The organism is Paenibacillus sp. EB106-05-06-XG162, assembly GCF_058791655.1.
The window spans coordinates 171,358-191,340 of sequence record NZ_JBYTDT010000007.1 but is presented as its reverse complement, the minus strand read 5'-3'; the positions used below and the strand labels follow the sequence as shown (position 1 = coordinate 191,340).

Sequence of the window (19,983 nt, the reverse complement as noted above, 5' to 3'; positions counted from 1 at the left end):
ATGTCAGTAACCACTGACAGACATTGTGTGTAGAGAGAGGATTCTGGCATATGGAGAACAACAATTTGGGAAGCAGCGACAGACTGTTGTTAGCTGCGATTAACCTGATCTCGGAGAGAGGCTACAATGGCGTAACCACGCAGGAGATTGCCACAGCTGCCGGGCTAAGCGAGAAGACGCTGTTCCGACACTTCGGAAGCAAGCAGAAGCTCCTCGAATCCGCCTTCGACCGATATCACTATGCCGAAGAAATGCGCAAGCTTTTCAAGGAGAAGCTGGTGTGGGAGCTCGAAGAGGACCTGCTTACGGTCTCCAGGACGTACCATGAGATCATGAACCGCAACCGGAAGTTGATCCAGATCAGTACCAGAGATGAGGTTCAATTACCCGGATTCAAGGAACGGACACAGCAGCATCCGCTGCAATTACTCGAGATTCTGACGAATTACTTCATCGCGATGGGTGATAAGGGCAAGATGATTCGCACGGATCCGAAGATGCAGGCTTTTACCTTCATGATGTCGCAGTTCGGAGCGTTCGTTAACGATCTGGAAGCAGGGAAGAACTACCCTGATATCGCGCTTGAACCTTTCATGTATGAGAGTGTGAAGATATTCGCTAGGGCTTTAACCCCCTAGCTTTTTTTACAAACAGTATGTCAGTAAGTACTGACGGACAAACAACCAAATTGGAGGTTCATTGAGATGACGATAGAAAAAAATATGAAATATCATCCAGCTGCGTCTATCCGCTCGAAAGGGTTACGGCTGGCTTATCTGTTGGCTGTGATTAACGCTGTTGTAATTGGCGCATCCTATTTGTTTGTCAAAATGACGTTAGACTATGCGAACCCGCTCGATACCCTGACGTTCCGTTTTGCCGCAGCGTTTGTGATGCTGTCCATCCCAGTAGCGTTCGGCTTCGTCAAGCTGAACTACCGTGGCAAGCCGCTCTATAAACTGCTGCTGCTGGCGACGATGTATCCACTCGGATTCTTCATGTTACAAACATTTGGACTGCAGCACGCCACCTCCGCAGAGGGAGGCATCATAAGCTCGTTTACCCCCGTCGTCACCATGATCCTCGCTTCGGTTTTTTTGAAAGAAGCAACGTCTTTCTTGCAAAAACTGTCCACACTGCTATCCGTATCAGGCGTTCTATTTATCTTCATCATGAAGGGAAGCGGTATCGATTTCTCCAAAATGACAGGGATTCTCCTACTGCTGCTTGCATGCGTCGTTCTTGCTGGATACAGTGTGCTCGCTCGTTCCATTTCCCGACATTTTAGCGTGACAGAAATTAGTTATTTCATGATAGGAACAGGCTTGGTCGCGACTCTCGTTCATTCATTCACCACCCATGCGGCAAATGGAACGCTGAGCAGCCTATTCGCACCACTCGCAGACGTTTCTTTTCTCTTGTTGATCGCCTATCTTGGTGTGGTCCAGCTCGCCACCGCGTTGATGGGAAGTTATATTCTGTCCCGCATCCAAGCATCGAAAATGAGCGTGTTTACGAATCTCTCGACCATCGTGTCCATCGCCGCCGGTGCCTGGGTCCTCGGTGAAGAAGTCACTTGGTATCATCTTATCGGTTCGGTGATGATTATCGTTGGTGTGATTGGAACGAATCTGATGGGGCGGAGAGCGACGGAACCTGCCCGGAAAATGATGAGTCCAGATGTAAATCCTGTACAAAGTGCTGCCCGAATGTAAATGGGACCCCCACACATGGACAGCCAACAAGTCGAACGGTATAGTGGGGCTATATGACGCTTGTGTTGGGAGGCTCTAATGATGAACTGGAATACGGTATTCGAAAAAGAATATATGAAAGAGGAAGGCTTGCCCGAAAACGACCTGCAGCACTTCCTGAGCACCTGGAATATGCCGATGACCGAGGAAGAAATCGCGGAAATCGTGGAGCGGCAGCGGAATCCTTTTCCCGTGACCGATCCACTCCATCGTCAATATACGCCCTTCGATCCCTCTCGGTGGACGATCCCGCAAATGAAACTACCCGATAGCTATCTCCAATTCCTCAGGTATTCCAACGGTGGAGAGTTCGGCAACGGGGACAGATACTTTCAATTTTTCGGCGCGGCTGAATTCAGAGAGATGAATCTAGCCTATGAGTTACCGGAGTATATGCAGGGAGCGGTTTCTTTTGGCATGGACGGATGCGGCAATCATTATGTTTTTGATATGCGAGCTGACATGCGTGAGGGGGAGTACCCGATTCTTGCAGCTCACTCCGGTAATTTGGGCTATGAGGATTGCAGGAAGGTCGCTAATTCTTTCGCAGAGCTGTGCATGGGGAAGACATCAATAGACGATGAATTGAACGAATACTAGCCCAAGGCTATATTCGAATGAACCCGCAGTAATGGACTGCTGTATTGACTCAAGGACAGGTCATATCAGTCAAATAGAAGAGGCTTTCCCGAAAATCGGGAAAGCCCGACTTTTACATTCATACGCAAGATCGCTACTCCTTTTTCCGATCCACTAACTCCTGCTGCGCGAGTCGGATCATTTCTCGAACCATGGATCCGCCGATTCTACCGCCAACCTTGCCTGCAGATCCGGTGCTCAAATCCCCATTGTCCCCCGGCTCAAGCGGCACACCGAGTTCCTTGGCGACCTCGTATTTCACATCATCTGGCCGATCCGGATTCACGTTATACCCCTCGCGTCGCATCACTTCAGCCTTAAATTGCTGCATTCCGCGCTCAACGCCGGGCACGGCATATTTCCTTCTTCGAGACATTTGGAACCCCTCCTAGTCCTGTTTTCAGTAGCATGCCCAGAAAAGACGATATCGACGCCTAATCATTGCTTCCGTTAATAACCAAGAGGGAAAAGAAAAACTCTTAAACCGGAGAGAACAAGCAGCCCTCAACCGATTCAAGAGTTGTTGAAATCGTTCACTTCTTATGCGTTCCGAGATAATGCAGCGGAACCGGTATAGATTCCTGACTTGCGCACAAGCGTCCCGCCGTTCGGCATAAATTGCGTTGTGGAGTTCGGATCTCCCAGCACATCCACCACCTGCCCGTTTCTTTTCAGAACAATGGCTACGGTGTTATACTCCGTTGGGTTATATAGAGGGAGTTCATCATTAAAGTACGTGATTTGCGTGATATCAAACACATCATAGAAAATGTTACCGATAAAAATAAAAGGGTCAATATACCCCTCACGGATTAACGGAAAGCCAGGGTAGTCACCGATCAAAACAATATTTTTTCTCCGTACTAGCAAGCATTCAGCTCCCATCTCATACGTTCATATCAAGAGGTGAGGACATGAGGAAGGAAGCGCAGAAGAACGAAGAATTAAAATTCACGGGCGGATTGACAGACGTACCGGGGATCTTGGTCGGTCATGCAGAGGATGAGAGTGGCCGTACGGGATGCACTGTCATCCTCTGCCCGAAAGGTGCCGTTCCAGGGGTAGATATTCGAGGCGGTGCACCGGGGACGCAGTTGACCGACGCCATCCGCCCAGGCACGACGACGGATGTGGTGGAAGCCATCCTCTTGACGGGCGGCAGCTATTTCGGACTGGCTGCGTCCGATGGGATCATGCACTGGCTGGCCGAGCAAGGTATCGGCTATATGACGGAGGCTGGGCCGCTGCCAACGGTACCTGCCGCTGTGATCTTCGACATCGTGTTCTCCAAAGGCGCTCGAAGACCCGATGCGCATATGGGGTACGCCGCCTGTGTCGCAGCGAACGCAGGCCCGGTGGCTGAAGGAAGCGTAGGCGCAGGGGCAGGTGCCACGGTCGGAAAAATATATGGCCGGCCGATGAAAGGCGGCATAGGAACGGCATCGTGGACGATCCCAGGCGGGCCGACTGTAGCGGCAATCGCGGTGGTGAATGCGCTCGGCGACGTCTGGGACAGCGGACACATTATTGCCGGTGCGCTGCGGCCGGACAATACGTTCATCAATCAGACGCGAGCCATCTTGGAAGGCGACATTCCGCCGGCCGCACAGGTAAGAGGCACCACGATTGCCGTCATCGCCACAACGGCGCGTCTGACGAAGGCGGAAGCCGAACGGGTCGCGACCCTTGCCCACGACGGCATGGCACGAGCCATCTCACCCGTGCATATTCAGAGCGATGGCGACACAGTCTTCTGTATGGCTACTTGGTCCGACACGAGCGGATTGACTGGCGATTTCGCCGTCTCCGCAGTCGGTACCGCCGCAGCGATCGTGTTGGAGAAGGCAATCGTACGGGGCGTACGGATGGCTTACAATGGATACGTGAAGCCCGAGCCGAAATAACACAAAAACAACCATGGCCGAGTTCAATATAGGCCATGGTTGTTTTTGTGTTCAACACGTTTTCTTTATTCTTTTACCGTGGATAGATAGAAGTCCTCTTTCGACGATCCCCTTCAGGCGCGGTTCGCTTTCGCCGACGCGTATTCGTCCATGACGGTACGAATCACGTGATAGGCTTCTTCCGCTCGCACTTTATCCGTATCTTTATTCCCGTCGTACGTAATTAGCGCTTTCCACAGCGCCCATCCTCTAGCACGATCCCATGTCTCTTCGTCCATCTGCAAGACCTGCTTGAAGGTCTCCCGGCTCCCTTCATCGAAGAAGGTCCATGCCATCGCGGCATCGCAAGCCGGATCGCCCACGCCCAGGACGCCAAAATCTATGACCGCACAGAGCTTCCCTGACTGGACTAACAGATTACCAGGAGCGATATCACCATGAACCCAGACCGGTTCCCGCGTCCACTCCGATGCCAACGCCTGATGCCATATCAACATCAATAGCTCAGCATCGAATACCTCTTGATTGCTCGAGATCGCCGTGCGTGACGCTTCGTCATAGACCGATAGCGACCCGCCCCGATAGAAATTATGGGATCCAGCCAGAGGACCTTCCGAAGCGTCAATCGACTGCAGTTCGCGAAGGAATGCCCCCAAGTCCCGAGCCAATTGACCCCGATCTTCATCTTCCAGAATGTTCTGAGACAATGCCTCGCCATCCAACCATTGATTCACGGACCATGGCCAAGGATATTCATCGTTAGAACGTCCCATGGCAATCGGCTGTGAAATCGGCAGAGATAACTGCCTGCTTAAGATCGGAAGCCATCGTTGTTCTTTCTCCACTTGAGGTACATAACAAGCAGCGCTTGGCAATCTTACGCTCATCCGCTCCCCTAGATGAAATGTTCTATTGTCATTTCCGCTCACCTGAACGGGTCTAATCTCGAATGCAGACCATTCGGGAAATTGTTCCTCGATCAGACGTGTTACCAGATTCACGTCAATATCCTTCATTTCCTCGCCCTCCACTTCCCATATTTTTGGGCTCACTCCCCCCTATTATCCCACAAGCAAAAAGCCCACACAAATAGCATGCGGGCTTCTTCTGCTTTATCCTTGCACTCTGACTGCAAAGGCTTCGTATGGTTTCATGGTCAAGTTCGCAACATCAATCTCGGTCCGATTGTAATTGCTCATAATGATCTCCGTCACTCGATCATCTGCTGCGAAAACATTCTCCTTCGTCGTCATGTTCGCAGCGACAAGCCATTTCTCTCCTTCATAGTTGCGGTAATAGGCGAATACTTCCTCAGCCGTATGCTCTATCAATTCAAAATCGCCCCAGACGACAATCGGATTCTCTTGGCGCAGCTTGATTAACCGTTGATACGTATAAAAAATCGAATCCGGGTTATCGAGATTCTGCTTCACGTTAATGCTCGTGTAGTTCGCATTGACATGCAGCCAAGGCTTGCCGGTCGTGAAGCCACCGTTGCTGCTGTCATCCCATTGCATCGGTGTGCGGGCATTATCGCGTCCCTTAGCGTTGATCGGAGTCATAATATCTTCGACGGCGTACCCTTTAGCCAATCGATCATGGTACATATTCACAGCCTCGATGTCTTCGACCTCATCAATGCTCGAGACCGGGCAGTTCGTCATGCCAATCTCTTCACCCTGATAAATGTAAGGTGTACCCTTCATCATGTGCAGGAGGACAGCGAACATTTTCGCGCTCTGATCATGGAATTCCTGATCATTACCCCATCTAGATACGATGCGCGGCAGGTCATGATTGTTCCAGAACAAGCTGTTCCAGCCTTGGTTACCGAGCGACGTCTGCCATTTCGCCAGCACGCTTTTTAATTCCGCGATATTTAGAGGTTTCAAATCCCATTTATCTTTGCCTTCTTGCTGATCGAGCATGACATGCTCGAATTGGAACACCATGGACAGCTCATTGCGTGCCGGGTCTGAATACAGCTTCGCAATTTCCGGTGTAGCTCCCCAGGTTTCACCTACCGTAAGGACATCGTGAGATCCAAATGTTTTGCGGTTCATTTCTTGCAAATATTCATGCAGCTTCGGTCCGTTGCCTGTAATTTCTTGATCCGGGATCTTGCCGACCAAATCGATGACATCCATCCGGAAACCGCCGACCCCTTTATCGAGCCAGAAATTCATCATATCGTAGACTTCTTGACGAACCTTCGGGTTCTCCCAATTCAGGTCCGGCTGGCGTCTGCTGAATAAATGCAGGAAATATTGGCCGCTGGCTTCATCCCATTCCCATGCTGGACCGCTAAATACGGAACCAAGTGCGTTCGGGACACCCCCGTTCACCGGATCGCGCCAAATATAGTAATCACGGTACTCGTTATCTCGGCTCTTCTTCGCCTCAATGAACCATTTGTGCTCATCGGACGTATGGTTCACGACCAAATCCATAACGATCTTAATGCCGGCCTCGTTCGCTTTGTCCAGCAACTCTTCCATATCCGCCATGGTCCCGAACTCATCCATGATGTCTTCGTAATCGCTAATATCATAACCATTATCATCATTTGGCGATTTGTAGACTGGCGACAACCAGACCGCCGTAATCCCTAGCTTCTTCAGGTAGTCGATCCGATTAATGATCCCTCTCAAATCCCCGATCCCGTCCCCATCGCTGTCTTGGAAGCTTCTCGGATAAATTTGATAGACAACGGCGGTCTGCCACCATTTCACTTCTTTTTCGTTCGTCATTGTCTCTTGCATTGAATTCATTCCTCCCCATTTGAAATTCGAGTGTAGTTTCTATCTTTCAACGTAAACGTTTACGTAAAGCGTAATAAAAACCTCTGACGAGGAATTTATAATGATCTGACCGACTTGCGCACCACCAGTTCATGCGGAATCACTTTGGACTCAATCTTAATTTTATGTTGAACCGCGTCCATCAATTCCGAACAGCCTTCCCGCCCCATGTCGTATAACGGCTGAGCGACTGTCGTGAGCGGCGGAATCGACATATGCGATACCTTGGAATTATCGTAACCGACGACGGACAGGTCCGTGGGAACGCCAATGCCATGTTCGAAGCACGTCGAGATGATCCCTAATGCGGCTTCATCGCTTGCGCAGAACACCGCAGTTATCGGTGTTTGATCTTCGAGGAACGACTGCATCGCCGCTTGCCCAGATTCGAAGCTAAAGTCCCCTGCCTTGATCAGATTCAAGTCGACCTTGATGCCGTGATCACGCAACGCTTGCGTATAACCATGAATTCGCGGCGCCCCGGAAATCGGATCATTCGGGTTCGCCCCGGCCATGCCGATGACGCGATGATTGTTCGTAATGAGATGTTCGACGGCGGCATAGGCTGCGGCGTAATCGTCCACTTTCAGATATGGCATATCTTCCCGATTCGTCATCGTCGAGAGCAAAATAAAGGGAATATCAAGCGATGTTAACGCGTCTATCGCGGCATCATGCAGCTCAATCGATACAATGATCAGCCCATCAACCCTACGTTCTCCCATAAGATTCAAGCTCTCATGAATCCGGGACCCGCTACTGCCGGCATGCGTTAAGATTACGCTGTATCCATGCTCATACGACATATCCTCGATGCCTCGAATGATATCGCCATAAAAGGACGTCGTGACATCCGGCATAATGACACCGATCGTGTTGGTTGATTTCTGCACCAGGCTGCGGGCATTTTCGTTCTTGCGGTATCCTAATGCCTTGGCGACAGCGTTCACTTTCTTCTCGGTCTCCTCATTATAGCCGCCGAGGTTGTTGATTACTCGAGATACCGTTGCGGTCGAGACGCCGGCTACTCTCGCAATGTCCTTAATCGTTGCTGCCATCCAGCTACCCTCCACGCAAACGTTTTCTAAAAATCGAATTTCATTGATATATTCATGTTCTATCTGATAAGGTAAACGTTTACGTAACTTATATTAGTACCCTGGTTTTCTTCTGTCAATTGTTTTTCCCAGCAACCCATTTGAAAGCCGCAGGAATATCTACTCATAATTTCTCGGGAGATAAATCCTCTGTCTATGAGAAAATGGCCACCCTAAGGCAGGCTGGGCTTATTTCTACTCTTGTAGTACCCGAAGTGCACGTTACTCCCTCGCGCTTCACTAAAAAAGTCTATCCCTATAGGATAGACGATTCCACCTTTTGTACTTTTTTCGGCTTTGCCTTGAATAAAATCAGGCCACTGATCAACACAATCGCCCCTATTGCTTTTTGAAACGTAAAAGGAACGGTCTCCAGCCCGAACCAGCCTAAGGAATCCCACCATAAAGCACAGATAAGCTGAGAAGCCATGACCATGGCGATCGCGTTGCTGGGTCCCAGCAGCTTCACTCCCCTTACTACGCATGTCACGACACCTATTCCTAGCAAGCCGCTGAACCAGAACCATGGCTGTATAGGCCCGAGCGTAAAGTATTCCGTTCCTTCGAACAACACGCCCATACACAACGATGCTAAGAATCCCATACCCAGCACCAGAGCTGTCGTCGTCTGGGAGCTGACAGCTTCACTAACTTTGTTATTAAACATCGTTTGAACACTTATCAGAGAGCCTGCTGCTAACGCCAACACAATGCCCATGATCATATTCCATTCCTCCTTTCGCCTTTCTCGTAAATATTCTGGCCAGCCACAGCGGTTAGCCCCTTCCTATCTATCACCACGAGTTTGCCTCTTCTCCGCTCCAACAGCCCTGCAGAACAGAAGCTTTGTAGAACCCGATTCAAATGCCGGTAACTCGTGCCGATCAGGTTCGCCGTATCCTTCATATTTGACATGCTTACTCTTGGATTTGCCTCCACCTCGTCGTCATATGAGACTGACAAGAGGTAACTAGCGAGCCTGACTTCGACCGGATATAGCAGATTGGAGCTCAGTGAGATCGATTTCATGTAAAATTTTTCGGCCACCATGTCAAGTAAAAATCGTAAAAACGATGCTTCCAACGCATTCTGTTCTACCCAACGTTTAGAGACTCCGATCGTCTCAACCGGGGACACCGCCGTCACCGTGTTTAGATTCTCCTTACCCCTCAGACATTCGATTTCCCCAATGACCCCGAGCGGATTTGTAAAATTAATCAGCAATGTTCTTCCTTCCGTTGATGTTGTATACACTTTTACCTTTCCTTGTACCAGCAAAAATAAAAACTGGGGTTCTTCGCCTTGCAAACAAAGCGCTTCGTCCGGTTCAAAACGATATAAGGCCAGATGTTGTCGTAACGGTTCTGGGAAAACTTTTTCCAACCCAAATTGGTTGAGATATTGATCGATCTTTCCCTTGTCCATGATCTCTTTCATACGTAATGATTCCTCCCATGTTAGGTATTACAATCTTTAGAATGTTAAACATAGGATGCCAATAACCATAAACCCTACGCCGATCCATTGAGAAGGCCGCAGATGCAGCGAGGTTGAGCCGAACCAACCCATCTTCTCCATCACTAAAGTTACAGTAATTTGGGCGATTAGGACAGCCGATACAGTCAATGCCGCGCCATTCTGGTGAAACGCCGTTATGTTGCTGAAGAGGATGAAGGCTGCAAAAGCCCCGCCGAACCGATATACCAGCTTCACCTGCTTGAGATTTCGCCAAGACTTATCGCCGACCAACCAGACGAGCAGCATCGCTGCTACAAATCCTGTACCCTGAGTCATCGTGGCAGCCTGCCAAGTCCCGATATGCTCTCCGATGGCCGCATTCGCTACACCCTGCAATGTCAGGAAAGCACCTCCCAGACATGCATATATTAAGCCCTTCATCTTTTGATTTCCTCCCCATCTCCAACGCTTTCTCTTATTTAACAATGAGTCGAGGAATCGAGAAAGGACATATGTCCTCATTCATAAGATCGAGAACAAATAGACGAAGATAAGGACTTTCCCTATTACTAGGAAAGCCCCCAAACTCAAGCAGAACTTGAGCATCTCTATAATGGAAAGTTACTTCCAGGCTGGATTGTCGTCACGCCTCCGATCTTCATGTTATTGGGTCAAAGGTACCCGATGAACACCCTTACTGCCTCCCGGCGCGGTTCCAATATATAAATATCCGTTATGGTTGACTGCCGTAGTTACCCCATACAGCTTGCCTTCCGGATCGTGCCAGCTTCCAATGACTTTCCCATCCGGACTGATCTCCGCAACAAACCCGTGCTTCACTGGCGCACTTGCCCCGTTAAGCAGCGCCTGCGGCACTTTGGCCATAAGACCAGCCAGCCACGGGTTGCCATGCATCTGATCTACAAAAGATAAGCGCGTTGTGAAGATCCCCACCCAGAAATGGCCTTGCTCGTCACGCGAAATGTTGTCAGGAAAACCTGCGAGATTGTCCGTAAAAATGTCGGATGTGCCTTTCTTCGGACCCTTCAGCCAATATCTAGTCAGTTGATAACGATAGGATTCCGCAATGAGCACATAATCTTCGTCACTGGACAGGGCGATTCCGTTGGCGAAATAGAGTCCTTCCAACAGGACACTCGTCTGCTTGGTTGCCGGATCGTACTTCAGCAAGCGTCCATGCGGCTTGCCCTCAGCCATTTCTTTGAACAGCACGCGACCATAGGTCGAGGTGTCGGAGAAATAAATGGAGCCGTCCTGCGCAATATCGAGCTCGTTAGCCAAGTAGATCGGTTTGCCATCCACATGATCAGCCAGCACCTGTACGGTCCCAGACGGGTTGATGGACAATAGCCCTTTCTTGATATCTGTAACGATCAAATTGCCGTTGGCATCGAACTTGAGCCCGTTAGGTGTCCCATGGGTGTCTGCAAACACCTGGGCCTTCTGCGGTTTGCCCTCCGCATCGAAACCAACCTTGTAAATTACTCCGTTGGAATCCCCGGTATAGAGCACGCCTACCTTGTCAAACGTAATGAACTCTGGGAATTGAGGAGCATCCGAGACCAGTTCGGCCGGACTGAGCTTGTCGTTCTCTTGCCACGGCCCCGGTTCCGTAAAAGAGGGGCCTGTCGGCGCGTTCCATTTCACCGGATCGACAGGCGAGGGCACGACCACGAAAATGATGATTCCAAGAAGGATTATAGCGAGCAGAGATAATCCCACGTTCCGTATTCGTTTCAATCGCGAACGTTTGGGACGGTTTGCTTGTGCAGCAGCATTTGCTGAATCTTTTGGCGAATGAGTCATGAGTGCACCTCCTGGATCATCCATCCTGCAAGATCGGACGGACCGGGCGGCTTCTTATGCTTGACGGAGCCGTCGCGCGGGCGAAGCATGCCGCCAACGAGCCGAAGTCCCTGCTTCCTCGTCATGAATCGTCCGATCTGCGTACCTATATAATTCTGCGTACCTGGAACAACATACAGCTTCCCATCCTTCAGCGCTCGAAGCGCAACTTCTACGACTCTCTCCGGCGTGTCTTTCTTACCGACAGCCGCTTCTTCCGTACCTACGACGCTGAAGAATGCGGTGTCCGTTGCTCCCGGACAAAGTGTGAAAAATTGGACGCCGCTGTTGCGGTTTTCCCACCACAAAGCTTGGGTAAACGACAACACGAAAGCTTTCGTCGCTCCGTATACGGCCATATAGGGAAGGGGTTGAAATCCGGCGGTCGAAGCGACATTGATAACGGCGCCGGAGTTTCTGCGCAGCATTTCGGGCAGGAACAAGTGCGTCATATCTACAACAGCGGCAACATTGAGCATGACTTCCTCATGCTGGCGCACGCCTGACACTTGTTCAAATAAACCGTGCGTGGCAAAGCCTGCGTTGTTGACCAGCAGTTCGATCTCCAAATTCAGAAGCTGACATTGCCGATACAAACCGCCTGGTGCACCCTCTTGGCCAAGATCGGCAGGGATCACCTCGACCTTGACGCCATGCTTCTTTCTAAGCTCCGATGCCAGGCTCTCCAGCTTGTTCTTCGATCGGGCTACGAGTACGAGGTGGCCGCCCTCTTTGGCTAATTGCCGGGCGAACTGCTCTCCGATGCCGGAAGAAGCTCCCGTGACAAGAGCCCATTTTCCTTGAATGTTCATATTACAACTCTCCTATCGAATTCATTGTTTTCATCAGGAAACACTGTTACCAAAGCGTTAATAAATAAATCCTGACTCCCATCAGAGTCAAGAATTCCTGCATGTTCGGTAACACTGTTTCCAATTAGATTCATTGTAATCATGCTTTTTTAGAATGTCAACATCGTTTTTTTAATCGCTGGTTCGGAGCATTCCGCGTCGCATTGACAACGGTCAGATAACAATTTAAAATTCCTGTTATGAATCGAAAACCTTGTTTCTTATCGAAAACGCATGAATAGAGGGTGATAGCGATGACCGACCGAAATAGTCCCTCCGCTGCAAATACACGGAAGTTGAAAACGTATCAGGAGGCTCGTCTCCAAAATACTGAAAATCTCCGTAAGCTCGTCGTCGATGCTGCGGCAACGATTTTGCATGATGAGGGTCCTGAAGCTGTGACAGTACGTAAAGTTGCGCAGAAGATGGATTGCTCGACCAAAATCATATATAGTCTGTTTGTCAATAAAGAGGGGCTGGCTCAGCAGCTGTATCTCGACGGCTGCAAGCTTCTCGCCAACGAACTCGAGGGAACGCCGCACACTGACGATACTGCACAGCAGCTGCTCCATTTAGGCGAGACTTTCTGGCAATTCGGACAGCGTTACTCCAGCTATTACAAGGTGATGTTCGGGGGAGCCTTCGCGGATTTTAAACCGGACGAGGAGAGCATGAACGGTACCGTGACAGCAATGCGGCAATTGTTGACGGTAATCGGCAATGCGCAAGAGCAGGGACTGATTACCGGTCCGCATGACACGGAGACCGTCGTCCGTATATTCTGGGCGTCGCTTCACGGCGTTATCCATCTCTACATGGGTGGACATTTGGGTGATGTGCAATCCGCTCATGCCGTTTACAAGCAAACGTTGTCTTTGATTGTTGGATCGTTATTTTCAAGTCGCGGCTTCTAGACAGTAGAAGCCATCTTCATTCAAGAAAAATTTACACAGAAAAAACCTCGACATATATGTTCGAAGTCCTTACGGCGGGTCGCCAAAACTTGCCGATACTTGCGGTACGGTTCTCCGCGCTGTCTGTAACGGCAAGATTATCCTATCAATTTGATATTCTATACACGAGCTTCTGTCTCCATTCGTTTTAATATTTCATCGACGGTTTCTTCTGCGGTTAATTTTGATGAATCTAACCACATTCCAGTACGTGGTGTTTCTTGCCGGAGAACGTCATCCAGTGCGGCTACGCTCCATATCCCATATCCTGTCTTAGCCCGTTCAGCTTCCCTTTGTGCGACGACATCGGGATCAGGGCAAAGAACAACCACATAGAACGGACGATATGAAATGTACGAAATGAAATCATTCAACATAGGGCCAACAACTACATCCTGTACAATGACCGTGAACCCATCCTTCACATATGTTTCTGCAGCTTGAGCAGCCAGTCGATAGCGGAGTCGAAGTTGGTTAAGCTCATCTTTGTCTGCATCCGGATGAACCTCCTTACGATCATTCACAATCATTTTACGAAATACGTCCCCCCTAAGATGTACTGATTTATCGAAATGTTCAGAAAGAAGTTGCGCAACTGTCGATTTACCGCTAGCCATAATACCGGTTACTAGAATGATACATGGAATAAGATTCATTATTCATAATCCCTCCACTCGGGTCTGTTGAGATAGCCCTTATTCAAGACGATGATTCAATCACTACCTCCAAATACGAATTCCCTTGATTTAAGTCAATGAACCGTTATAACCCTCCGATTACAATGAGATTAACACAGAACGTTTAGGGGGTTATTTGGATGGTTACCACAGGAATACAACGAACGGATCAGCGACAACCTGCTCTGATTGCGGGCATATCGCTTATCATCATGACACTTGCTTCATTTTTTTCGTATGGCTATGTCCATGCAAGCCTTGTAGTGCAAGGAGATGCCAGCGCCACATTTCATAATCTCATGTCATCAAGCACGCTTTTCAAAGCTGAAATCTTCGGTTGGGTCATCATCCTGATTAGTGACATCGTGGTTACTTGGGCATTCTATATGTTCCTGAAGCCAATGAACAACAGCCTTTCACTGCTCGGTGCATGGTTCCGTCTAACCTATACGGCGATATTGGGAATAGCCATATTGAATTTACTATTTGTGCGGCTGCTCGCGAACAGTGCTGACCCTTTAGCGATATCCGATCCGCTTCAAGCACAAGTCATGCTGTATTTAAATGCTTTTGAATCTATGTGGTCGATTGGTTTAATTGTTTTTGGTGGGCACTTGCTCATTGTGGGTGGGGTGGCTGTCAAATCCAACGGCATACCTAGAATCATTAGTATCTTATTGATGATTGCTGGTGCAGGCTATATACTCATTCACCTATGCAACGCGTTTCTCCCACAATTCGATGGGGTCATTACCGTACTTAAACTTATATTTACTGTGCCAATGATTGTAGGAGAATTGGGCTTTGGGTTATGGCTGCTGTTCAAAGGCGGGAAAGTCACGATAACGGCCTAAATATCTGCTTCATGGTTGTCTGTATAGACTCGCTTCTTAATTCTGCTTAGTGACTCGGGGGTAATGCCGAGATAACTTGCCAATTGATGTTGAGGCACGCGATCGATTAAATGGGGCCGGTTCAGTAATAGTGACTTGAAGCGTTCTTCAGGTGTAGAAGCGATAAAAGCAGCGTATTCATCTTGGACTTGACCGAACTTCTCCTCGATCATCTTGCGTATCATGGATTCCAATTGATCGTATTTGTTATACATGTCATCTTCGATCGCTAGATCGCCAACGACCAATACCGCGTCTTCAAGACACGTTAATGTGTACTCGGATGACTTATCTCGTTTATAAGAATTGGAGATCGCGATGGCTTGCTCCTCCGTGTAGAAATTGGAGGTGACCTCTTTTCCCGCCTCATTAATTGAATACTGCCTTACGCATCCCTTTAACACAAAATAACATTTCGTGGGGACATCTCCTTGTCGAAGGAGCACTGTTCCCTTTTTGTATTCCTCAATCAGGATATCTTCAACGATAGCCTGTTGTTCTTCTTCGTTCAAGGATGTCAATCTCGTCATGTACTCGAACAATATTTCTTTCATATTTCGTTCCTTTCATCGCGAAGATACCGTTATCTACTCAAAAGGCCTTCCATCCCATGGAACTTAGGACGAAGGCCGCTTAACTGATTTGTATTCTTTGTGCTGTCTACCTGACGGATTGCAGTTCTTTATTCAGACCAAGCGTCCGTGCTGTTGAAGTATGAATTTCGTGGATAAGCTCTGGGTTTTTCAACAGGGACACGCCATAAGAAGGAATCATTTCTTTTATTTTCGGCTCCCACGCCTTGATATGCTGAGGGAAGCATTTTTTGATGACTTCAAGCATGACGGATACGGCGGTAGAAGCACCCGGAGAGGCGCCGAGCAATGCAGCGATCGAGCCATCTTCGGCACTAATCACTTCCGTACCAAATTGAAGCGTTCCTTTGCCGGCAGCCGTATCTTTAATAATTTGCACACGCTGGCCTGCGACTAGCAAATCCCAGTCCTCACTTTTGGCGTTCGGGATAAACTCTCGTAGCTCTTCCATCCGCTTTTCTTTCGATAGCATCACTTGCTGGATTAAATATTTTGTCAATGAGAGGTTCTTGGCACCTGCCGCGAGCATCGTTGTAACGTTATTCGGTTTTACCGAACCTAACAAATCGAACATGGAGCCGGTTTTTAAGAACTTTGGCGAGAAGCCGGCAAACGGTCCAAAGAGCAACGATTTTTTATTATCGATGAATCGGGTATCCAGATGCGGAACAGACATTGGAGGTGCGCCAACCTTAGCTTTGCCGTAAACTTTGGCATGATGCTGTGCCACCACTTCCGGATTATTACACACCATAAATAGTCCACTGATCGGGAATCCACCAACATGTTTTCCTTCAGGAATACCGGATTTTTGAAGCAAAGGAAGACTCCCGCCCCCGCCGCCGATAAAGACGAATTTTGCAGTATGGCGTTCGACTTTACCGTTATCATTCCGTACTTTCAATTCCCACAAGCCATCGCTAGTACGATTAATATCATCTACGCTATGCTTGTAATGGATACCGACGTTTTTACTCTTTAGATGATCGAACAACATGCGCGTTAAAGCGCCAAAGTTAACATCCGTGCCCGAGTCAATTTTTGTTGCCGCGATCGGTTCGTTCAGTGCACGGTCTTTCATAATAAGCGGAATCCATTCCATCAGTTTTTTCGGGTCATCGGAAAATTCCATTCCTGGAAACAGAGGATTGGCTGACATCGCTTCAAAACGTTTTTTCAAAAAAGCTACATTCTGTTCCCCTTGTACTAAACTCATATGGGACAACGGCATGATAAAGTCTTGCGGATTACGAATCAAATTGCTGTGTACAAGATAAGACCAAAACTGCATGGAATCTTGAAACTGTTCATTAACCTTTACAGCTTTGCTGATATCTATCGATCCATCCGGTTTTTCGTCCGTGTAGTTAAGCTCGCACAGTGCAGCATGGCCCGTTCCCGCATTATTCCATTCGTTAGAGCTTTCCTCTCCTGAACTTGCTAGCTTCTCAAACACTGTAATTTTCCAGTCCGGTACTAATTCTTTCAGTATTGTCCCCAAAGTCGCACTCATGATTCCGGCACCAATTAAAATAACGTCTGTTTCGGTTTGTCTGTCGCTCATGTTTACCGTCCTTACACGCTAGTATTTGAAAGAAATAATGTAGGCGCTCCTGCCTGTTTAGGCTCACTAATATTAATAGATTAAGATATTTACTATTATATGATAGTTACATGCTATAAAAAACCGATAAATTTTAGGTAATGACACAAAACCCTAGGAATAACACAAAAACCAAGGCCTTAACCCATGTACTTGTAAGGGTTGTGGCTTTGGTTCGCCATGCTCACCAACAACTTGAAAAAAGCAATGTTAACAGCAAAAAATCACGATTTCCTTCATTTTGAGAACTATTCATATATCATATCATAAAAATATCCAATTGTTAGTACTGAATTTGATTATCGCTTAAAAAATACTTAAAAAAAATTTGCCGCTACTGGAGGATTCGGACTGGATGAACCATATGAAAAATGTGATTCGCATTTTGCTCACGTCAGCGAATATAAATGCAACGCAGTAGCATTGGCTGCGTTGCATTTATGGAGGGAATCCCCTCCCACTTTTTACGCTGATGGTTAAAGCGTCTGAAACAACTGCTCCCCTTTCGTTCGGATATATCTAAAAATCACGCTGCACACCGCTATCATGATCAGTCCAATCCCTAACAAGATCAGATTGCCATTTACATTGGACAGAAGAAGAACTAATGCAAATGGGATGACTAGACTGATGAAGCCTATAAGCATGGCCACAATGACCGATGCGCTTTGTTTGATTACCGTAACTTCACTTGTCCATTCCAGATTGGGAAATTTCAAGTTGACCAGCACGCCCATCATCGCTGAATAACAGGCATAAATCATAGGGATAGCAAGCAATAGCAAGCTTTCAATCCATCCCGTGCGCAAGGATATCATAAGCAGCACATAACTAACAATCAGCATAGGTATGGTAACCGTAAGATTCACCGCGATTTTGCTAAGCAGTATCGTTTGTTTTGGGACGGGTGAGCTTTTTAAAATCCATATATTTTTGCCTTCAAGTGAAATGGAACTTGACGTTGTGCAACTTAACGTTACAAACATAGAAACGACCAGTGGTGCCAGTTTGCTTAGATAAGTAGAAAGTTGCGGGATTTCAACCAGTTGCCCGAGTTTCTCCGAACTTATGAACAGCAAGGAAATCGACATCGCGAGCAAAAGAATCATGCCAATACTCGTATTCAGCACATATGAGGAAGAACTAATATATCGACGCAGCTCCTTCCTATAAAGTGCAAGAAAAGGTGATGCTGCTTCTAGCGGCTTCATTTGATATTTGCTGCTGGCATGAGAGGTGGTTATTCCTGTATATATCGCTTTAAATCTTGTGCCAAGCACAATGGTAAATAGCATAAATGCAAGAACCGATATCACAATAAATAAGAGAAAAGAACCCATCTGATACGAGCAGACAGCATCTACATATATGGACGTAAGTGGATATAGCTTGAATATCATATCTGCCAGTTGTGTACCCATATCCGAAAGTATCTGCACACTTCCATTCATACGAAACGAACCAAACATAACTGTAAGGATGACTGCAAAAGTTAAGATGATGCTGATCACATGACTCCCTTTGAACCGAGAGGAGATCCAGCTAATTAGTGAGCCAATGATCGTTGCAGCAATAATGGGTATTAACGGAATAAATAAGAGCGTCGTGAGATACAACAGATAATAGAACATTCCAGGATTCACTTTGATCGCATAAACCACACCAGCCGGCAGCATCACCATCAAAGTAAAAAATAAATTCAGCACATAAAGCTGAAGAACACGACTCGCTACAACATGGCTGGTTTTAATAGGCAACGACATCACCAAATCGTAGTCCTTAAAGCTAAATAATACCCCGCTTGCCTTATAGATCGTTGTGAAGAACCCCATAACCGAAGTTACAGCCATCATAATGGCAAGCAAGAGATCCATACGGCCTATTTGTTCAAAGGTCAGTGCCATCATGAAGCTGTATCCGAATGAGACCACTCCAACCATGACCACACTAATCAGAATAACGATGCTCAGCAGGAGTAATCTGCGTCTTTCCTTAACATCGTGCGTATGCAATGCTTTATTCAAGCCAAATGAAGAAAGCAGCTGTATCTTCGTTAATCTCCATATATTAATCATGATCGATCAACTCCAGGAACACATTTTCAAGGCTGTTGTCCCCTTTTACTTCTTCTGTCTTGCCATGCGTTATTAATTTCCCCGCTTTAATGATCGCAATCTTATTGCAGAGCTTTTCCGCCACATCCAGTACATGGGTTGAGAAGAAAATTGCACTGCCATTACTGCATAGATCGGCCATGATCGTCTTTAACATGTGAGCAGCCTTTGGATCAAGTCCCACAAAGGGCTCATCCAGCACTAGCAGCTTTGGTCTATGGATGAGAGCAGAGATGATGGCAAGCTTCTGCTTCATGCCATGAGAATACGAAGAGATCAGATCTCCGAAGTAGGCAGTAATCTGAAAGTCATCGCCGTATTTTTTAATGAGTGACTCACGATCAGCTTTGGATACGCTAAAGAGATCGCCAATAAAATTCAAGTACTGTATGCCGGTCAGGTGATCGTATAGATCCGGGTTATCAGGAATATACGCGGTAATCGCTTTGCAGGCTACTGGATCTCTTTTAATCGAAATGCCATCAATTTCAATGTCCCCTTCTTCAAAGTCAAGTACACCGACTACTGCTCGGATGGTTGTTGTTTTACCTGCACCGTTATGTCCGATAAAGCCGTAGATATCGCCACGCTCGATGACTAAATTCAAGTCGTCTACTGCCTTTTTGCCACCCTTATAACACTTGGAAAAATGTTTTATTGTTAGCAATTCCCTTCACCCTTTCATTGCGGTTTCTGAACTTTTAATAGGATCGTATCTGTGCCTATACGCTCTTCTAGTAGAATAGCTATAATACGTGCAGCCTATCTTGAAAGTTCATT

Annotated in this window: 21 protein-coding genes; 6 read left to right on the top strand and 15 right to left on the bottom strand. The window is 47.6% G+C overall.

What is annotated here, in order from left to right:
* The first annotated feature begins 50 nt into the window (after positions 1 to 50).
* The 3 genes from AC3WU2_RS17035 (at position 51) to AC3WU2_RS17025 (ending at position 2,354) form a co-directional block, all read left to right on the top strand.
* Positions 51 to 638 carry a TetR/AcrR family transcriptional regulator gene (locus AC3WU2_RS17035; RefSeq protein WP_492456177.1) on the top strand — a complete coding sequence of 196 codons (588 nt, stop codon included), beginning with the start codon at positions 51 to 53 and terminating at the stop codon, positions 636 to 638.
* Between the two features lie 66 nt (positions 639 to 704).
* Positions 705 to 1,715: a DMT family transporter gene (locus AC3WU2_RS17030; RefSeq protein ID WP_492456175.1), complete on the top strand. Its 1,011-nt coding sequence runs from the start codon at positions 705 to 707 to the stop codon at positions 1,713 to 1,715.
* Positions 1,716 to 1,796: 81 nt separating this feature from the next.
* Positions 1,797 to 2,354 (top strand): SMI1/KNR4 family protein, encoded by a 558-nt coding sequence (locus AC3WU2_RS17025; protein ID WP_492456347.1) that lies wholly within the window; start codon positions 1,797 to 1,799, stop codon positions 2,352 to 2,354.
* Positions 2,355 to 2,487: 133 nt separating this feature from the next.
* On the opposite strand, the gene AC3WU2_RS17020 is transcribed toward AC3WU2_RS17025, so the two are convergent.
* Together AC3WU2_RS17020 and AC3WU2_RS17015 are read right to left on the bottom strand one after the other, a co-directional pair.
* Complete coding sequence (locus tag AC3WU2_RS17020) at positions 2,488 to 2,769, bottom strand: alpha/beta-type small acid-soluble spore protein (protein ID WP_018754323.1); 282 nt, start codon at positions 2,767 to 2,769, stop codon at positions 2,488 to 2,490.
* A gap of 164 nt (positions 2,770 to 2,933) precedes the next feature.
* Complete coding sequence (locus tag AC3WU2_RS17015) at positions 2,934 to 3,263, bottom strand: hypothetical protein (protein WP_492456173.1); 330 nt, start codon at positions 3,261 to 3,263, stop codon at positions 2,934 to 2,936.
* A 44-nt stretch (positions 3,264 to 3,307) separates the two neighbouring features.
* Here AC3WU2_RS17015 and AC3WU2_RS17010 point away from each other — a divergent pair, with 44 nt between their 5' ends.
* Positions 3,308 to 4,297 (top strand): P1 family peptidase, encoded by a 990-nt coding sequence (locus AC3WU2_RS17010; RefSeq protein ID WP_492456171.1) that lies wholly within the window; start codon positions 3,308 to 3,310, stop codon positions 4,295 to 4,297.
* Between the two features lie 113 nt (positions 4,298 to 4,410).
* On the opposite strand, the gene AC3WU2_RS17005 is transcribed toward AC3WU2_RS17010, so the two are convergent.
* The 8 genes from AC3WU2_RS17005 to AC3WU2_RS16970 form a co-directional block, all read right to left on the bottom strand.
* Positions 4,411 to 5,313 carry an aminoglycoside phosphotransferase family protein gene (locus AC3WU2_RS17005; protein WP_492456169.1) on the bottom strand — a complete coding sequence of 301 codons (903 nt, stop codon included), beginning with the start codon at positions 5,311 to 5,313 and terminating at the stop codon, positions 4,411 to 4,413.
* A gap of 96 nt (positions 5,314 to 5,409) precedes the next feature.
* The gene (locus AC3WU2_RS17000; protein WP_492456167.1) at positions 5,410 to 7,059 is read right to left on the bottom strand and encodes a glycoside hydrolase family 13 protein; all 1,650 of its coding nucleotides are present in this window, start codon (positions 7,057 to 7,059) and stop codon (positions 5,410 to 5,412) included.
* Positions 7,060 to 7,154: 95 nt separating this feature from the next.
* Positions 7,155 to 8,156, bottom strand: a complete 1,002-nt coding sequence (locus AC3WU2_RS16995; protein WP_492456165.1) for a LacI family DNA-binding transcriptional regulator — start codon at positions 8,154 to 8,156, stop codon at positions 7,155 to 7,157.
* A 295-nt stretch (positions 8,157 to 8,451) separates the two neighbouring features.
* Positions 8,452 to 8,919: a DMT family transporter gene (locus tag AC3WU2_RS16990; protein WP_492456163.1), complete on the bottom strand. Its 468-nt coding sequence runs from the start codon at positions 8,917 to 8,919 to the stop codon at positions 8,452 to 8,454.
* Positions 8,916 to 9,632, bottom strand: coding sequence for a Crp/Fnr family transcriptional regulator (locus AC3WU2_RS16985; RefSeq protein ID WP_492456160.1), 717 nt, complete (start codon positions 9,630 to 9,632; stop codon positions 8,916 to 8,918). The genes AC3WU2_RS16990 and AC3WU2_RS16985 overlap by 4 nt, the downstream gene beginning before the upstream one ends.
* Before the next feature lie 36 nt (positions 9,633 to 9,668).
* On the bottom strand, positions 9,669 to 10,094 hold the full coding sequence (locus AC3WU2_RS16980; protein ID WP_492456158.1) for a DMT family transporter: 426 nt from the start codon (positions 10,092 to 10,094) through the stop codon (positions 9,669 to 9,671).
* Positions 10,095 to 10,316: 222 nt separating this feature from the next.
* Positions 10,317 to 11,480 (bottom strand): SMP-30/gluconolactonase/LRE family protein, encoded by a 1,164-nt coding sequence (locus tag AC3WU2_RS16975; protein ID WP_492456156.1) that lies wholly within the window; start codon positions 11,478 to 11,480, stop codon positions 10,317 to 10,319.
* Positions 11,477 to 12,331, bottom strand: a complete 855-nt coding sequence (locus AC3WU2_RS16970; protein ID WP_492456154.1) for an SDR family NAD(P)-dependent oxidoreductase — start codon at positions 12,329 to 12,331, stop codon at positions 11,477 to 11,479. Before AC3WU2_RS16970 ends, AC3WU2_RS16975 begins: the two co-directional genes overlap by 4 nt.
* A gap of 293 nt (positions 12,332 to 12,624) precedes the next feature.
* On the opposite strand from AC3WU2_RS16970, the gene AC3WU2_RS16965 reads away from it, so the two are divergent.
* The gene (locus AC3WU2_RS16965; RefSeq protein WP_492456152.1) at positions 12,625 to 13,284 is read left to right on the top strand and encodes a TetR/AcrR family transcriptional regulator; all 660 of its coding nucleotides are present in this window, start codon (positions 12,625 to 12,627) and stop codon (positions 13,282 to 13,284) included.
* A 158-nt stretch (positions 13,285 to 13,442) separates the two neighbouring features.
* Here AC3WU2_RS16965 and AC3WU2_RS16960 read toward each other — a convergent pair whose 3' ends face one another.
* Positions 13,443 to 13,979 carry a P-loop nucleotide/nucleoside kinase family protein gene (locus tag AC3WU2_RS16960; RefSeq protein ID WP_492456150.1) on the bottom strand — a complete coding sequence of 179 codons (537 nt, stop codon included), beginning with the start codon at positions 13,977 to 13,979 and terminating at the stop codon, positions 13,443 to 13,445.
* 161 nt (positions 13,980 to 14,140) lie between these two features.
* Here AC3WU2_RS16960 and AC3WU2_RS16955 point away from each other — a divergent pair, with 161 nt between their 5' ends.
* Entirely contained in the window at positions 14,141 to 14,854 is a 714-nt protein-coding gene (locus tag AC3WU2_RS16955) for a DUF4386 domain-containing protein (protein ID WP_492456147.1), read from the top strand.
* Here the strand turns inward: AC3WU2_RS16955 and AC3WU2_RS16950 are convergent.
* The 4 genes from AC3WU2_RS16950 to AC3WU2_RS16935 form a co-directional block, all read right to left on the bottom strand.
* Complete coding sequence (locus AC3WU2_RS16950) at positions 14,851 to 15,447, bottom strand: Crp/Fnr family transcriptional regulator (RefSeq protein WP_492456145.1); 597 nt, start codon at positions 15,445 to 15,447, stop codon at positions 14,851 to 14,853. The two genes, AC3WU2_RS16955 and AC3WU2_RS16950, sit on opposite strands and share 4 nt — an antisense overlap.
* 106 nt (positions 15,448 to 15,553) lie before the next feature.
* Positions 15,554 to 17,050 carry a malate dehydrogenase (quinone) gene (gene mqo / locus AC3WU2_RS16945; RefSeq protein WP_492456143.1) on the bottom strand — a complete coding sequence of 499 codons (1,497 nt, stop codon included), beginning with the start codon at positions 17,048 to 17,050 and terminating at the stop codon, positions 15,554 to 15,556.
* 515 nt (positions 17,051 to 17,565) lie between these two features.
* Positions 17,566 to 19,164: a permease-like membrane multi-spanning protein gene (locus AC3WU2_RS16940; RefSeq protein ID WP_492456141.1), complete on the bottom strand. Its 1,599-nt coding sequence runs from the start codon at positions 19,162 to 19,164 to the stop codon at positions 17,566 to 17,568.
* Positions 19,157 to 19,870: an ABC transporter ATP-binding protein gene (locus AC3WU2_RS16935; RefSeq protein ID WP_492456139.1), complete on the bottom strand. Its 714-nt coding sequence runs from the start codon at positions 19,868 to 19,870 to the stop codon at positions 19,157 to 19,159. The genes AC3WU2_RS16940 and AC3WU2_RS16935 overlap by 8 nt, the downstream gene beginning before the upstream one ends.
* Between the last annotated feature and the right edge of the window lie 113 nt (positions 19,871 to 19,983).

Bases quoted from the DNA above. Each gene is read 5' to 3' on its own strand.
- AC3WU2_RS16960 (WP_492456150.1), bottom strand. From the start codon at position 13,979: ATGAATCTTATTCCATGTATCATTCTAGTAACCGGTATTATGGCTAGC.
- AC3WU2_RS17000 (WP_492456167.1), bottom strand. From the start codon at position 7,059: ATGCAAGAGACAATGACGAACGAAAAAGAAGTGAAATGGTGGCAGACC.
- AC3WU2_RS16970 (WP_492456154.1), bottom strand. From the start codon at position 12,331: ATGAACATTCAAGGAAAATGGGCTCTTGTCACGGGAGCTTCTTCCGGC.
- AC3WU2_RS17035 (WP_492456177.1), top strand. From the start codon at position 51: ATGGAGAACAACAATTTGGGAAGCAGCGACAGACTGTTGTTAGCTGCG.
- AC3WU2_RS17020 (WP_018754323.1), bottom strand. From the start codon at position 2,769: ATGTCTCGAAGAAGGAAATATGCCGTGCCCGGCGTTGAGCGCGGAATG.
- AC3WU2_RS17030 (WP_492456175.1), top strand. From the start codon at position 705: ATGACGATAGAAAAAAATATGAAATATCATCCAGCTGCGTCTATCCGC.
- AC3WU2_RS16975 (WP_492456156.1), bottom strand. From the start codon at position 11,480: ATGACTCATTCGCCAAAAGATTCAGCAAATGCTGCTGCACAAGCAAAC.
- AC3WU2_RS17010 (WP_492456171.1), top strand. From the start codon at position 3,308: ATGAGGAAGGAAGCGCAGAAGAACGAAGAATTAAAATTCACGGGCGGA.
- AC3WU2_RS16980 (WP_492456158.1), bottom strand. From the start codon at position 10,094: ATGAAGGGCTTAATATATGCATGTCTGGGAGGTGCTTTCCTGACATTG.
- AC3WU2_RS16955 (WP_492456147.1), top strand. From the start codon at position 14,141: ATGGTTACCACAGGAATACAACGAACGGATCAGCGACAACCTGCTCTG.
- AC3WU2_RS16995 (WP_492456165.1), bottom strand. From the start codon at position 8,156: ATGGCAGCAACGATTAAGGACATTGCGAGAGTAGCCGGCGTCTCGACC.
- mqo (WP_492456143.1), bottom strand. From the start codon at position 17,050: ATGAGCGACAGACAAACCGAAACAGACGTTATTTTAATTGGTGCCGGA.
- AC3WU2_RS17025 (WP_492456347.1), top strand. From the start codon at position 1,797: ATGAACTGGAATACGGTATTCGAAAAAGAATATATGAAAGAGGAAGGC.
- AC3WU2_RS16940 (WP_492456141.1), bottom strand. From the start codon at position 19,164: ATGATTAATATATGGAGATTAACGAAGATACAGCTGCTTTCTTCATTT.
- AC3WU2_RS16990 (WP_492456163.1), bottom strand. From the start codon at position 8,919: ATGATCATGGGCATTGTGTTGGCGTTAGCAGCAGGCTCTCTGATAAGT.
- AC3WU2_RS17005 (WP_492456169.1), bottom strand. From the start codon at position 5,313: ATGAAGGATATTGACGTGAATCTGGTAACACGTCTGATCGAGGAACAA.
- AC3WU2_RS16965 (WP_492456152.1), top strand. From the start codon at position 12,625: ATGACCGACCGAAATAGTCCCTCCGCTGCAAATACACGGAAGTTGAAA.
- AC3WU2_RS16950 (WP_492456145.1), bottom strand. From the start codon at position 15,447: ATGAAAGAAATATTGTTCGAGTACATGACGAGATTGACATCCTTGAAC.
- AC3WU2_RS16985 (WP_492456160.1), bottom strand. From the start codon at position 9,632: ATGAAAGAGATCATGGACAAGGGAAAGATCGATCAATATCTCAACCAA.